Annotated in this window: 15 protein-coding genes; 7 read left to right on the forward strand and 8 right to left on the reverse strand. The window is 69.8% G+C overall.

What is annotated here, in order from left to right; translation table 11 throughout:
- The first annotated feature begins 14 nt into the window (after positions 1–14).
- The gene (locus KYX17_RS03075) at positions 15–1,103 is read left to right on the forward strand and encodes a sorbosone dehydrogenase family protein (RefSeq protein WP_243225067.1); all 1,089 of its coding nucleotides are present in this window, start codon (positions 15–17) and stop codon (positions 1,101–1,103) included.
- A gap of 33 nt (positions 1,104–1,136) precedes the next feature.
- Here KYX17_RS03075 and KYX17_RS03080 read toward each other — a convergent pair whose 3' ends face one another.
- The 7 genes from KYX17_RS03080 to KYX17_RS03110 all read right to left on the reverse strand — a co-directional run bounded on the left by KYX17_RS03080 (position 1,137) and on the right by KYX17_RS03110 (position 6,920).
- Entirely contained in the window at positions 1,137–1,499 is a 363-nt protein-coding gene (locus KYX17_RS03080; RefSeq protein ID WP_243225068.1) for a VOC family protein, read from the reverse strand.
- Between the two features lie 66 nt (positions 1,500–1,565).
- Positions 1,566–3,233 (reverse strand): MDR family MFS transporter, encoded by a 1,668-nt coding sequence (locus tag KYX17_RS03085; RefSeq protein WP_243225069.1) that lies wholly within the window; start codon positions 3,231–3,233, stop codon positions 1,566–1,568.
- Positions 3,233–3,847 carry a TetR/AcrR family transcriptional regulator gene (locus KYX17_RS03090; RefSeq protein WP_243225074.1) on the reverse strand — a complete coding sequence of 205 codons (615 nt, stop codon included), beginning with the start codon at positions 3,845–3,847 and terminating at the stop codon, positions 3,233–3,235. The genes KYX17_RS03085 and KYX17_RS03090 overlap by 1 nt, the downstream gene beginning before the upstream one ends.
- A 51-nt stretch (positions 3,848–3,898) precedes the next feature.
- The gene (locus KYX17_RS03095; RefSeq protein WP_243225076.1) at positions 3,899–4,387 is read right to left on the reverse strand and encodes a YbaK/EbsC family protein; all 489 of its coding nucleotides are present in this window, start codon (positions 4,385–4,387) and stop codon (positions 3,899–3,901) included.
- Between the two features lie 29 nt (positions 4,388–4,416).
- Positions 4,417–5,649, reverse strand: a complete 1,233-nt coding sequence (locus KYX17_RS03100; RefSeq protein WP_243225085.1) for an MFS transporter — start codon at positions 5,647–5,649, stop codon at positions 4,417–4,419.
- Complete coding sequence (locus tag KYX17_RS03105; protein WP_243225096.1) at positions 5,646–6,092, reverse strand: MarR family winged helix-turn-helix transcriptional regulator; 447 nt, start codon at positions 6,090–6,092, stop codon at positions 5,646–5,648. Before KYX17_RS03105 ends, KYX17_RS03100 begins: the two co-directional genes overlap by 4 nt.
- Positions 6,093–6,131: 39 nt before the next feature.
- On the reverse strand, positions 6,132–6,920 hold the full coding sequence (locus KYX17_RS03110) for an IclR family transcriptional regulator (RefSeq protein WP_243225098.1): 789 nt from the start codon (positions 6,918–6,920) through the stop codon (positions 6,132–6,134).
- A gap of 104 nt (positions 6,921–7,024) precedes the next feature.
- Between KYX17_RS03110 and KYX17_RS03115 the strand changes: the two genes are divergently transcribed.
- From KYX17_RS03115 to KYX17_RS03125, 3 genes are read left to right on the forward strand one after another with little or no spacing between them, the layout of a single operon-like run.
- Positions 7,025–7,810: a CoA transferase subunit A gene (locus tag KYX17_RS03115; RefSeq protein ID WP_243225100.1), complete on the forward strand. Its 786-nt coding sequence runs from the start codon at positions 7,025–7,027 to the stop codon at positions 7,808–7,810.
- A gap of 2 nt (positions 7,811–7,812) precedes the next feature.
- Positions 7,813–8,466, forward strand: coding sequence for a CoA transferase subunit B (locus KYX17_RS03120; RefSeq protein WP_243225102.1), 654 nt, complete (start codon positions 7,813–7,815; stop codon positions 8,464–8,466).
- Positions 8,463–9,641, forward strand: coding sequence for an acetyl-CoA C-acetyltransferase (locus tag KYX17_RS03125; protein ID WP_243225104.1), 1,179 nt, complete (start codon positions 8,463–8,465; stop codon positions 9,639–9,641). Before KYX17_RS03120 ends, KYX17_RS03125 begins: the two co-directional genes overlap by 4 nt.
- Positions 9,642–9,664: 23 nt before the next feature.
- Here the strand turns inward: KYX17_RS03125 and KYX17_RS03130 are convergent, their stop codons facing one another.
- Positions 9,665–9,961, reverse strand: a complete 297-nt coding sequence (locus KYX17_RS03130) for a hypothetical protein (protein ID WP_243225106.1) — start codon at positions 9,959–9,961, stop codon at positions 9,665–9,667.
- A gap of 172 nt (positions 9,962–10,133) precedes the next feature.
- On the opposite strand from KYX17_RS03130, the gene KYX17_RS03135 reads away from it, so the two are divergent.
- The 3 genes from KYX17_RS03135 to otsB all read left to right on the forward strand — a co-directional run bounded on the left by KYX17_RS03135 (position 10,134) and on the right by otsB (position 13,737).
- Positions 10,134–11,390: an MFS transporter gene (locus KYX17_RS03135; protein WP_243225117.1), complete on the forward strand. Its 1,257-nt coding sequence runs from the start codon at positions 10,134–10,136 to the stop codon at positions 11,388–11,390.
- 68 nt (positions 11,391–11,458) lie between these two features.
- Positions 11,459–12,868, forward strand: a complete 1,410-nt coding sequence (locus KYX17_RS03140; protein ID WP_243225123.1) for a trehalose-6-phosphate synthase — start codon at positions 11,459–11,461, stop codon at positions 12,866–12,868.
- A 71-nt stretch (positions 12,869–12,939) separates the two neighbouring features.
- Positions 12,940–13,737, forward strand: a complete 798-nt coding sequence (gene otsB, locus KYX17_RS03145) for a trehalose-phosphatase (RefSeq protein WP_243225133.1) — start codon at positions 12,940–12,942, stop codon at positions 13,735–13,737.
- Positions 13,738–13,741: the final 4 nt, after the last annotated feature.

Genomic DNA, 13,741 nt, shown 5'->3' on the forward strand with positions numbered 1-13,741 from the left:
GGACGGAGCGCATCATGAACGGGCATCACCGACGTCTCAGCATCCTCGGGGCGGTCGTCGCGGCGATCGTCCTGACGGCGTGCACCACGCAGCCGTCGCCGTCGGTCACACCCTCGCCTCTGGCGACCTCCGGTACCGCCACGCCGGAGAGCCAGGAGGCCGTGACCGTCATCGCAGACGGCCTGGACGCGCCGTGGTCGGTGACCTTCCACGAAGGTGCGGCGCTCGTCAGCGAACGAGACTCGGCGCGCATCCTCGAGATCGGCGATGACGGGGCCGTGCGGGAGGCGGGGATCGTCCCCGGTGTGGTCTCCGGAGGCGAGGGTGGACTGCTCGGCATCGCTGCGCACGACGAGCATCTGTACGTCTACCTCACGGCGGCGGACGAGAACCGAATCGATCGCTATGCGCTGACCGGAGCGCCCGGCTCGCTCGGTCTCGGCGAGGCAGAGACGATCCACGCGGGGATGCCGGCGGCGCGGAACCACAACGGCGGTCGCATCGCCTTCGGCCCGGACGGGATGCTGTATGCGACCGTGGGGGATGCCGGGGACCGCGCCGCCGCGCAGAACCTCGATTCGCTGTCCGGCAAGATTCTGAGGCTGACACCGGAGGGCGACATCCCGCCGGACAACCCGATCCCCGGGTCGCCCGTCTACAGCTACGGGCATCGCAACCCGCAGGGCATCGCGTGGGACGAGGACGGTGTCCTGTACGCGAGCGAGTTCGGGCAGGACACCTGGGATGAGCTCAACGTCGTCGAACCGGGCGGGAATCACGGCTGGCCGGAGGTCGAGGGAGCCGGTGGCGAGCCCGCGATGGTCGACCCGGTGCAGCAGTGGCCGCCGGCCGAAGCGAGCCCGAGTGGCATCGCGATCGCGGGCGGATCGATCTTCATCGCCAATCTGCGCGGCGAGCGGCTGCGCGTGGTGCCTCTGGGGGACCTGGCCGCGTGGACCGAGCTGTTCGTCGGCGAGTACGGGCGTCTCCGAGACGTGGTCGTCGCACCCGACGGTGCACTCTGGCTCCTCACCAACAACACCGACGGCCGCGGCCGGCCGCGCGACGGCGACGATCGCATCATCCGCGTTCCGGCGCCGTGACGCGTCGGTCGCCCCTGCGTCCGCGCGCTGGGCTTACGGGTTGCGTACGCAGGCCATCAGCAGGCTGCCGTCGGGATCGCGGAATTGCACGAACGAGACGCTGCCGATGTTCACGGGGCCCGCGGCGATCGTCACCTCCAGATCCTCGAGATGCTGCACGACCTGTTCGAGATCCTCGGTCCACCAGAAGAATCGCGGCGGTCCATCGGCGGTGAACGGCGCCGTCGCGTCGAGCGCCAGTCGCGGTCCCGACGGCGTCGGGAGGTCGACGATGGTGTCCTCATGCGAGGGCGGGGAGGCCTCGACACCCAGCAGCCGCGCGTACCAAGCGGCGGACACCACGATGTCGCTCACGGGGATGAAGACCTGACCGATGTCCTGAAGAGGATTCCGCATGCGTCGACGATAGCGAACGCACCCGGTCCGCCGCCCGAGGACGGCGGACCGGGTGCGTTCGGCGGATCAGCGCGCGACCGGCATGCTCCCGGTGTCATCGCTCACGGCATCTTGCGGCGAGGAAACCGCGGATGAGCCGTGACGCTGCTCGTGCTCCAGGCGTTCTGCCTCGTCACCACTGATCGCCTCACCGCGGGCGACGAGGCCCGCCTGATCCGACAAGGGGATCTGCTTCAGGAACAGGGAGAGCACGAGCGCGAGCACGACGAACGGAATGAGATACCAGAAGACCGGGGCCAGGGCATCGGCGTAGGCGGTCACGATGCCGTCGCGCACTTCGTCGGGCAGGGCGCTGAGCGTCGCGGGATCGATCGTCGCGGCGGCCTGTGACGCGGCATCCGGAGTCGCCCCCGCGTCGGCGAACACGCCGAGCAGATTCTCTGTGAGTCTAGTGGTGAAGATCGTGCCGAACACCGCCGTGCCCAGCGACGCTCCGACCTCGCGGAAGTAGTTGTTCGTGCTGGTCGCCGTGCCGATCTCGGAGGCCGGAACCGCGTTCTGCACCACGAGCACCACAACCTGCATGATGAGACCGAGGCCCGCGCCGAACACGAACAGGAACACGCAGATCAGCCAGATCGGGGTCGCCGCTGACAGCGTCGTGAACGCGGCCATCGCGAATCCGGTGATGATGGTGCCCAGGATCGGATAGATCTTGTAGGCCCCTGTCTTCGAGATCGCGATGCCCGAGCCGATCGAGGTGCCCATCAGACCCACCATCATCGGGATCATGAGCAGACCGGATGCCGCGGCCGACGTGCCGGAGGACATCTGCAGGAACGTGGGGACGAAGCCGATCGCTGCGAACATCCCGATGCCGAGGACCAGGCCGATCGCCGTGGCGTTCACGAAGATCGGGTTGCGGAACAGGCTGAGCGGGATGATCGGGTCCTGCACACGCGACTCGGTGATGACGAACGCCGTGGCGGCGACCACGAGCCCTGCGCCCCACGCCCACGTCGCGAGCGAGTCCCACCCGAACTCGGCGTCCCCGCCGAAGTCGGTGAAGAAGATCAGACAGGTCGTCGCGATCGACAGGAAGATCACGCCGAAGATGTCGATCGGCTTCTCAGCCTTCTTGCTCGGGAGCTTCAGAGCTACGAGCGCGATGAGGAAGGCGGCGATGCCGACGGGGATGTTGATGTAGAAGGCCCACTGCCAGGTCATGTGGTCGACGAAGAATCCGCCGAGCAGCGGACCGGCGACGGCCGAGAGCCCGAAGACGGCGCCGAGCGGACCCATGTACTTTCCGCGTTCGTTGGCCGGCACGATGTCGGCGATGATCGCCTGGGACAGGATCATGAGACCGCCGCCACCCAGACCCTGCATCGCACGGAACACGACGAACATCCAGAAGTCCGTCGCGAACGCGCAGCCGACGGAGGCCAGGGTGAACAGCGCGATCGCGACGAGGAACAGGTTGCGCCGCCCCAGCACGTCGCCGAACTTGCCGTAGATCGGCATGACGATCGTGGTGGCGAGCAGGTAGGCGGTGGTGATCCAGACCTGGTGGTCGACCCCGCCGAGCTGGCCGACGATGGTCGGCATGGCGGTGGAGACGATCGTCTGGTCGAGGCTGGACAGGAGCATCCCTGCGATCAGGGCGCTGAAGATGATCCAGATGCGGCGTTTGGTGAGCAGGAAGGGCGCATCCGTGGTTGCGGTGGCGGACATCAATCGGCTTTCTGTGACAGGCCCAGCGTGGAGCGGGCGATCTCGAGGCGTCCGAGGAGGAGAGCGTCGAAGGGTTCGGGGGAGTGGTGATGGAGCAGCTCATCCATGCACAGGCGCATGAGCGCACCGAAGACATGGACGACGACCTCGGCCCGGACGCCCGATTCGGCGTCGTCGGCGCCGGCGCGGCGCTGGACGAGCTCGATGTCCCGGCGCTCGTTGTCGGCCAGGTGCTCGAACGCCGCCTTCAGCAGGCGGGGCTCCTGCTCGACGACGGCCAGCACCGCCGGCGCGTCGGCGATCGGGTCGAACAGCGCCCAGCGCCGGATGAGCAGGGCAGCGAAATCGTCGACGATGTCGCCGGAGGACGCGGCGAACTCCTCGGCCAGGGCACGTTCGGCGTCATCGACGAGCGTGAAACCGAAGATCGCGTTCTCTTTGCTCTCGAAGTAGTTGAAGAAGGTGCGGCGGGACACGCCCACCTCTGCGCACAGCTCTTCGATCGTGAAGCCGGAGAACCCGTGGTCCGCTGTCAAACGCCGCGCGGCGTCGGTCAGTGCCCGCGCGGTCTCGCGCTTGCGCTGGTCCCGCAGAGAATCTGCACTCTCGTTCATAGAGTGCAAGTTTGCACTTCTTACCTAAGAGTGCACTGAGAGTGCGAGAAGTCAGTCCCGGGTGACGGCGATGACCTGCGCCGCGGTCACGTCCTTCAGCAGGTCGAAGGTCAGCGGCATCACGGTGTGCGGGTGGCCGGCGGCCGCCCAGATCTCGTGGTGCTCGGCGAGCGCCTCGTCGACGAAGGTGCGCAGCCGGCTCGGGTGCCCGACCGGCGCCACTCCGCCGATCGCTTGACCGGTGGCCTGGCGGACGACGGATGCCGGGGCCATCGCCACCTCCTCGGCTCCGATCTGCTCGGCGAGGACGACGGGATCGGCGCGATGGCCGCCGCTCGTCATCACCAGCACGGGCTCGCCGTCGGCGACGAACACGAGGCTGTTCGCGATCGCTGCCACCGCGCACCCGATGGCCGCCGCCGCCTCGGGCGCGGTGCGGGCGGAGTCCGGAAGGACACGGATGGCGGCCTCGATGCCGGCATCCGCGAGGTGCTGGTGGACGAGGCGCGAGCGTTCTGGCAGGGAATCCGGGGCGGTCATGACGACACCGTAGCGCGTGCGCCGACGCTTCAGGCCGCGTCGCCGATCAGGATCGCCTCGGCGTCCTCCCGGGTCGCGTCCTCCGCCTCGTCGTCGATGTGAGCGAGGATGCGGCGCCCCAGGAACACCGTGAGCGCGGCGATCAGCACCGATGCTGCGGCGAACAGATAGGGCACGGTGGCGTTGAAGTGATGCCAGAGGAGAGCGGCGACCGGCGGGGCGATGGCGCCGCCGATGAAGCGGACCGCCGAGTAGGCGGACGAGGCGACCGACCGCGGCAGATCCGTGGCCTCCATCACGGCCTCGGTCAGCACGGTGTTCATCACGCCGAGCAGCAGACCGCCGACGATGATGCAGGCGACCAGGGCGGGGGCGCTCTCGGCGAGGAACCCGGCGACGGCCAGATCGACGGCGAGGAGCGGCAGGATCGTGAGGATGATCGTCGTTCGGCGCATCCGGCGCATCATCCACGGGGCCACCCACACGCTCGTGATCGCCAGGGCCACGCCCCAGCCGAAGAACGTGAAGCCGATCCCCATGGCGCCGAAGCCGAGGGGGAACGGCGAGAACGCCAGCAGGACGAAGAACCCGATGTTGTAGAACAGGGCCGTCACGGCGAGGACCGCCAGAGCCGGACGTCCCAGAGCGCGGAACGGGGCCGAGAACGGCACGGGCTCGCGCTTCTCGGCTGCCGGGCGCAGCAGCGTGAGCACGGCGATGAACCCGATCGCCATGAGAGCGACCACACCGAAGAACGGGCCGCGCCAGCTCACCTCGCCGAGCAGGCCGCCCAGCAGCGGGCCGATCGCGATGCCGAGTCCCAGCGCCGCCTCGTACAGCACGATGGCCGCGGCGCTGCCGCCGGCGGCCGAGCCGACGATCGTGGCGAGCGCGGTGGAGATGAACAGCGCGTTGCCCAGGCCCCATCCGGCACGGAAGCCGATGATGGCGTCGACGCTGCCGCTCAGTGCGCACGCGAGTGCGAACGCGACGATGAGACCCAGGCCGATGAGCAGGGTCGCCTTCGTACCGATGCGGCTGGAGATCCAGCTGGTGACGAGCATCGCCAACCCGGTGATGAGCAGGTAGCTGGTGAACAGCAGCTCCGTCTCGGTGGGCGTCGCCTTCAGGGACTCGGCGATGGCCGGGAGGATCGGATCCACCAGACCGATGCCCATGAAGGCCACGACGCTCGCGAACGCCACGGCCCAGACCTGTGCCGGCTGCCTCCACACTGATCCGGTCGCTGTCGCGCTGCTCATTCCCTGTCTCCTGTCTCCGTGAGGGGCCTTTCGGCCGAGTGGATCGCGAGGATCTCGGCGGCGCGGGACAGTGCTGCCCAGTCGTCCTCGTCGAGGGCGGCGAACCGCGGCTCGAGGGTGGCGCGGAACTCGGCGCGCCAGGCGTGAAGGGCGTCGACGCCTTCGGCGGTGATGGTCACGACGGTCGCTCGGGAGTCGGCCGGGTCAGCGGAGCGCCGGACGAGGCCGGTCCGCTCGAGGTCGCCGATGAGCCGGGTCATCCCGGGCTGGGTCGTCCTCGCGGCGGTCGCGAGGGCTCCGACGCGGACCCCGCCGTCTCGCTCGAGGATGCTGAGGACGCGCCACTGCGCCGAGGGCGCCTCGTTCCGGGCATCCTGGGCGGCGATACGGGCGAGCGCGTGCGCGGAGAGCACGATCGACGGGACGATGTCGGCTCGATTCATACCGAAGAGTATATATCACTCGGTATACATGGGGCCGGGTCAGCGCCGAGCGCTTGCGATACGCGCCGACAGCTGATGCGCGTGCGCCAGGAGCGTGCGCCCGAGATCCGCGATCCGGTCCGGGCCGAACCGGAACTCGACGCCGGTGAGGCTCAGCGCCCATTCCGGGCGACCCTGCCGATCGAAGACCGCAGCGCCGATTCCCCAGCTGCCCTCCACGATGAGCCCTGGATTGATGGCGAAGCCGCGCTCCTTGGTCTCCGCGAGCCGCGAGCGCAGCGGCTTCTCGGCGTGCGACCGCCCCCAGCGTTCGGGCAGCTCGGGATGCCGCTCGAGATAAGCATCCACATCGTGGGCAGGCAGGAACGACAGGATCGCGAGTCCCGCGCTGGCGACCCCGAGCGGGAACCGCACGCCTTCACTGAGGACGAACGAGCGAATCGGGAAGGATCCCTCCTCGCGCAGCAGGCACACCGTCTCGTCCGCTCGCCGGACGGACAGGAACGCGCTCTCCTCGGTCTTCACCGCCAGGGAGCGCACGATGTCGCGGCCCAGGGCCGTCACGTCGTAGCGCGCCGCGGCGACGGTCCCCATGAGGAACAGCTCGGGACCCGGCATCCAGCGCGCCGTGGCCTCGTCGCGGTCGACGAGTCCTTCCGCGCGCAGTGCCGACAGCAGCCGGTGCGCCGTCGAACGGGACAGATCGGCGGCACGCGCGAGCTCCTGCAGTCCCGCCCCGTCCCCGCCACCGGCGGTCACCAGGCGCAACAGGTGCGCCGCGCGGGCGACGGCCTGCGCTCCGGGCACGCTCGTCGGTGACCGTTCCATATGGTGGACACTAATCGGCCATCCGACCACATGGCAAGATCCGGCTTCGGCTCTGACTGCCACGGGCGGATGCTGGAGGGAGGACTCACACGAAGGAGTGATGCGTGATCGACAAGCAATGGGGCTCTGCGGCCGAGGCCGTGGCCGACATCCCGGACGGCGCCTCCCTCGCCGTGGGCGGCTTCGGGCTCGCCGGAAACCCGATCGCCCTCATCGAGGCGCTGCTCGCACAGGGGACCACGCAGCTCAGCATCGTCAGCAACAACTGCGGCGTGGACGACTGGGGCCTCGGCATCCTGCTCGCCGCCCAGCGCATCCGCAAGATGACGTCGTCGTACGTCGGCGAGAACAAGGAGTTCGAACGGCAGTTCCTCTCCGGCGAACTGGAACTGGAGCTCACCCCGCAGGGGACGCTCGCCGAGAAGCTGCGCGCCGGCGGATCGGGCATCGCCGCGTTCTACACGCAGACCGGGGTCGGCACGCAGGTCGCCGAGGGCGGTCTGCCTCGGCGCTACAACTCCGACGGGACGATCGCCGTCGCCTCGCCGCCGAAGGACGTGCGCTCCTTCGGCGAAGCTGGATCCGAGCGGGAGTACGTCCTGGAGGAGGCGATCACCACGGACTACGCACTGGTCCACGCCGCCGTGGGCGACCGGCACGGGAACCTTGTGTTCAACAAGGCGGCGCGCAACTTCAACCCGCTCGCGGCGATGGCGGGCCGGGTGTGCATCGCCCAGGTCGAGCGGCTCGTCGAGCCGGGCGAGATCGACCCTGACCGGGTGCATCTGCCCGGAGTCTTCGTGCATCGCATCATCGAGGTGGGCGAGGACGCGCCCAAGCGCATCGAGCGCCGCACGGTCTCCGCACCGGCTGCGAAGGAAGGAGCCTGACAATGCCGCTCACCCGCGAGCAGATGGCCGCCAGAGCCGCAGCCGAGCTGCGGGACGGCTCGTACGTCAACCTCGGCATCGGCCTGCCTACCCTCGTGCCGAACTACGTGCCCGAGGGCGTCACGGTCGTGCTGCAGTCCGAGAACGGCATCCTGGGTGTAGGCCCCTACCCGGCGGAGGACGCCGTCGACCCCGACCTCATCAACGCCGGCAAGGAGACGGTCACGGTGCTGGCCGGCTCCGCGTTCTTCGACTCCGCCACGAGCTTCGGCATGATCCGCGGAGGCAAGATCGACGCCGCGATCCTGGGGGCCATGCAGGTGTCGGCATCCGGGGACCTCGCGAACTGGATGATCCCCGGCAAGATGGTCAAGGGTCCGGGCGGTGCCATGGATCTGGTGCACGGCGCGGCGCGCGTCATCGTGCTGATGGAGCACGTCGCCAAGGACGGGTCGCCCAAGATCGTGGACGACTGCTCGCTGCCGTTGACCGGCCGCGGCGTCGTGCACCGCATCATCACGGACCTGGCCGTGATCGACGTCACCGAGGAGGGCCTCGTGCTCGTGGAGACCGCGCCCGGGGTGAGCGTGCAGGATGTGCTCGACGCGACCGAGCCCGAACTGTCCGTCTCCGAGGAGTTGAAGGAGCTCTCATGACCGACATCGTCATCGTCGCAGCCGCCCGCACGCCGCAGGGACGCCTCAAAGGTCAGCTGGCGTCGTTCACAGCCCCGCAACTGGGATCGTTCGCGATCCGCGGCGCGCTCGAGCAGGCCTCGATCGCTCCGGACGCGATCGATGCGGTGATCGTGGGCCAGGTGCTGGCCGCCGGCTCCGGCCAGAACGCCGCACGCCAGGCCGCGATCGGCGCGGGCATCGGCTGGGACGTCCCCTCCCATTCCGTGAACAAGGTCTGCCTCTCCGGGCTCACCGCCGTGATCGACGCGGCACGCATCATCCGCACCGGCGACGCCACCACCGTGGTCGCCGCGGGCATGGAGTCGATGACGCGCGCACCGCACCTTCTCATGGGGTCGCGCGACGGCTGGACCTACGGCACCGTCGAGGTGCTCGACCACATGGCCTACGACGGACTCACGGATGCGTACGACCGGGAGAGCATGGGCGCCTCCACCGAGCGGCACAACGCACGGTACGAGCTCACCCGCGAGGCGCAGGATGTCGTGGCCGCACAGTCCCATCAGCGCGCCGCGGCCGCGCAGGCCTCCGGCGTGTTCGACGAGGAGATCGTGCCCGTCGAGGTGCCGCAGCGCAAGGGCGATCCCGTGCGCGTGACGGCCGACGAGGGCGTGCGGCCGGGGACGACCGTGCAGACGCTGGCGGGGCTGCGCCCCGCCTTCGCCGAGGGCGGGTCCATCACCGCCGGAAACTCGTCGCAGATCTCGGACGGGGCCTCAGCGGTCGTCGTGACGACGCGGGAGAATGCCGACACACAGGGTTGGCCGGTGCTCGCGGTGATCGGGGCGAGCGGGCAGACCGCGGGCCCGGACAACTCACTGCAGGCGCAACCGGCGCGGGCGATCGAGCGCGCCTGCGAGAAGCAGGGGATCACGCCGGCGGATCTGGACCTCGTCGAGATCAACGAGGCGTTCGGAGCGGTCGTGGCGCGCTCGCAGTCCGAGCTCGGGCTGTCCGCCGACATCGTGAACGTGCACGGCGGCGGCATCGCGATCGGCCACCCGATCGGGGCCAGCGGCAATCGGCTCGTCGTGCACATGGCTCACGAGCTGGCCCGGCGGGGGAGCGGCACGGTGGCGGTCGGCCTGTGCGGCGGGGGTGGTCAGGGCGAAGCGCTGATCCTCACGCGCTGAGAGCTGTGCTGCGCGCGTCTGGGTCAGCGCCGCTCTTTGGCGTGGTCCTGCGCGTCGGCGAGCGCCTTCTGGGACCGGAACTGCAGACGCTGCGCCTTCTTCGCCTTCTTGACGGACTGCGGAGAGTCGGCATCGACCGCGATGCCGCGCCGCTCGCGACTCAGATCCACCACCGCGCCGATGGCGAGGGCCATCGTGATGCCCCAGCTGACCCACGAGAGCACCGCGCGCCAGGTCACCGGTTCCGAACGCGTGCCACGCAGCAGTGAGACGCCCGCCGAGATCGCCGCGACAAGTCCGGTGCTGAAAAGGTAACGCATGGCTCAAACGTAGTCGACGCGGTGCGATGGGAGGGGGCCCTGGTTTCGTCCAGGTGGCCGCGGCTAGAATGTGGGCGGCGCTTCGGCGCCCCAGCTGTGTATCTACCGGCCGTCGGCATCCCGGCGGACAGCGGCGGCACCCGATCCCCGCGTCCACGGGCGCGCGAGAGCCATGACCCAGACACACATCCCTGCGGCGGACAGCGCCGCACAGCCCAGCCTGCTGCGCCTGGCGGGACTGCCCTACTTCCTCATCGCCTTCGTCGCGCGGCTCCCGTTCGCGATGATGGTCGTCGGCGTGCTGACCGTGGTGGTCTCGGCCCGCGGTTCGCTGGCGCTCGGCGGACTCACCTCGGCCGCCGTCGGGTTGGGGACGGCCGTCGTCGGACCACTGCTCGGCGCGGCCGCCGATCGGTACGGCCAGCGCATCGTTCTGCTCGTCTCAGCGCTCGTCAACGGCACGATGCTGGCCGTGTTCGCCGCGGTCGTCTACAGCCCCGCCGTCGATGCGGTCGTCCTCCTGACGGCCTTGGCGATCGGTGCCTCCGCGCCCCAGGTGTCACCCATGTCGCGTTCGCGCCTGGTCGCGATCATCACCGAGCGGATGCCGGAGAGGGAACGCACCCGGATCATCTCCGGCACGTTCTCCTATGAGTCGGCGGCCGATGAGACGGTGTTCGTGTTCGGCCCGTTCCTCGTGGGCATCCTGGCGTCGGCGATCGCGCCGTGGGCTCCGCTCGTCGGAGCCGCCGCCCTCACCTTCGTGTTCGTGGTCGCCTTCGCCCTGCACCGCACCGGCCGCCACATCTCGGCCGAGCGCCATGCCGACGGCTCGGCGCCCTCACGCGCCTCCGAACTGTTCCGGCCGGCGCTGCTCGTGGTCGTCGTCGGGATCTTCGGCGTGGGGCTCTTCTTCGGCTCCATGCTCACCTCGCTCACCTCGTTCATGGCCGATCGCGGGGACTCCGAGCAGGCGGGTCTGTTGTACGGGGTCATGGGCATCGGGTCGGCGGCGCTCGCGCTGGGCGTCGCCTGGCTGCCCGCGCGTTTCACGCTGCGGGCGCGGTGGCTCGTGTTCTCCGCCGTCCTGTTCGCCGGGACGCTTGTCGTGGCGACGGCGTCCTCGGTCGGTGCGATGATCCTGGCTCTCGCCGTCATGGGGATCGGCATCGGGCCCACGCTCGTGACCCAGTACAGCTTCGGAGCCGCGCGCAGTCCGCTGGGCCGCTCCGCGACCGTGATGACCATGCTCGGATCCGGCGTCGTGGTCGGCCAGGCGGCGGCCTCGGCGATCACCGGGGAGGTGGCCGAGAGACTCGGCACCCCCGCGGCGCTGCTGCTGCCGGCGGCCGCGGCCGCGATCGTGCTGCTCAGCGGTGTCGTCAACTGGTTCCTCAGCGGCCGGGGCGGCGCTCGCCGCGCTGTGTGACGCCGCGCGGCGGGGCGCCGAGGTCATCGCGGCTACGCTGGAGTCACCGATCCGGGTGAGGAGTCTCCATGGCCGTTGCGGAATTCGTCGTCGTCGCCAACCGTCTGCCGGTGGACAGGGTCCAGGGTCCGGACGGCGAGGAGACGTGGCGGACCTCCCCCGGAGGACTGGTCGCCGCCCTGGAGCCGGTCATGCACTCGGTCGACGGTGCGTGGGTCGGCTGGCCGGGCCAGGCCGACCTCGAGCTCGCACCGTTCGAGGCGAACGGCATCCGGCTCATCCCCATCGCGCTGAGCGAGCAGGAGGTCGAGGAGTACTACGAGGGCTTCGCGAACGACACCATCTGGCCTCTCTACCACGATGTGATCGCGCCGCCGCAGTACCACCGCGAGTGGTGGGAGGCGTACGTCACGGTGAACCGCCGCTTCGCGGAGGCCGCGGCGGACGCCGTGGCACCGGGTGGGACCGTCTGGGTGCACGACTATCAGCTCCAGCTCGTGCCGGAGATGGTGCGGGCTCTGCGGCCGGACGTCACGATCGGCTATTTCCACCACATCCCGTTCCCCGCCCACGGGCTGTACGCGCAGCTGCCGTGGCGCGACCAGGTCCTGCGCGGGCTCCTGGGGGCCGACGTGATCGGCTTCCAGCGCGCACAGGACGCCTCGTACTTCCTCTCGGCCGTGCGGCGCCGGCTGCGCTACGAGGTCAAGGGTGCGTTCGTCACCGTCCCGGAGGAGGACGGGACCCGCACCGTCGTGGCGAAGGCGTTCCCGATCTCGATCGACACCACGCCCTATCGCGAGCTCGCCGGGCGCGCGGACATCCAGGCCAGGGCGGCGGAGATCCGGGAGAGCCTGGGCAACCCGAAGAAGATCCTGCTGGGCGTCGATCGGCTGGACTACACCAAGGGCATCCGGCACCGCATCAAGGCGTACGGAGAGCTCATCGCGCAGGGGACCCTGAGCGTCGAGGACGTGACCCTCGTGCAGGTCGCGAGCCCCAGCCGCGAACGCGTCGACAGCTACGTGCACCTGCGCGACGAGATCGAGCTGTCCGTGGGCCGCCTCAACGGCGACTACGACACCATGGGGCACACGGCCATCCGCTACCTCCACCAGGGATTCCCCCGGGAGGAGATGGTCGCACTGTACCTCGCCGCGGACGTCATGCTCGTCACCGCCCTGCGCGACGGGATGAACCTCGTCGCCAAGGAGTACATCGCCACGCGGCAGGACAACCGCGGCGTGCTCGTGCTGAGCGAGTTCACCGGCGCCGCCGACGAACTGCGTCAGGCCGTGCGCGTCAACCCGCACGACATCGAGGGCCTCAAGGACGCCATCATGACCGCGGTGCAGATGCCCCCCGCCGAGCAGGGCAAGCGGATGCGGGCGCTGCGCAAACGCGTGCTGGAGAACGACGTGAGCGCGTGGTCCTCGTCGTTCCTCGCCGCGCTGGACGGCGCCCGCCGCGACGGTTGACGCGATTCCGGGCGGAGTCGCCGGGCGTGAGAGGCTAGCGGAGAAGCCCGCCTGCTGAAGGAGACACCGCTGTGACCCGCACCTGGACGCCCGGAACCGAGGATGCCGACCTGACCGCCATCGCGACCACGCCGCGCCTCGTGATCGCGCTGGACTTCGACGGGACGGCCTCGCCGCTCGTCGCCGAGCCCATGGCCGCTCGGGCCCTTCCGACGGTCAAGACGCAACTGGATCGACTGGTCGAGCTCCCGGACACGCTGATCGCCTACGTGTCCGGACGCAGCATGCACGACCTGCGCATCATCACGGAGCACGAGGACGACTCCGCCGTCGCGCTCGCCGGATCGCACGGGGCGCAGTACTGGTTCCCGGGCACCGGGCACGCCGAGCCCACCGGCGAGGCCACGGCTGAGGGAGCCCGCGAGGAGCTGTGGGCCGCGGCGCGACCGATCATAGAGCGCTACGAGGGCGCCGAGTTCGAACCCAAGACGTTCGGCATGGGCGTCCACACGCGCCGCGCCACGCCCGAGGTCGAGCGGGCCGTGTTCGCCGAGATCGACGCGCTCGTCGCCGAGCGGTTCCCGCACTGGCGCCGCCGTTCCGGCCATCGCGTGCTGGAGTTCTCCTCGCGGGACGAGGGGAAGGATGCCGCGATGAGCGCGCTGCGCGAGCACTTCGACGCCACCGGCATCCTGTTCGCGGGCGACGACGTGACCGACGAGGACGCCATGCGCGTGCTCCAGCCGGGCGATCTGGGGGTGCGCGTCGGCCCGGGGGAGACCGCCGCGACGCTGCGTGTGGAGAACCCACAGCAGATCGCCGAACTTCTGGCGCAGGTGGCCACCGAGCGGGCCGCCGGACGGGAATAGACTG

The organism is Microbacterium sp. CIAB417 (genome assembly GCF_022788845.1).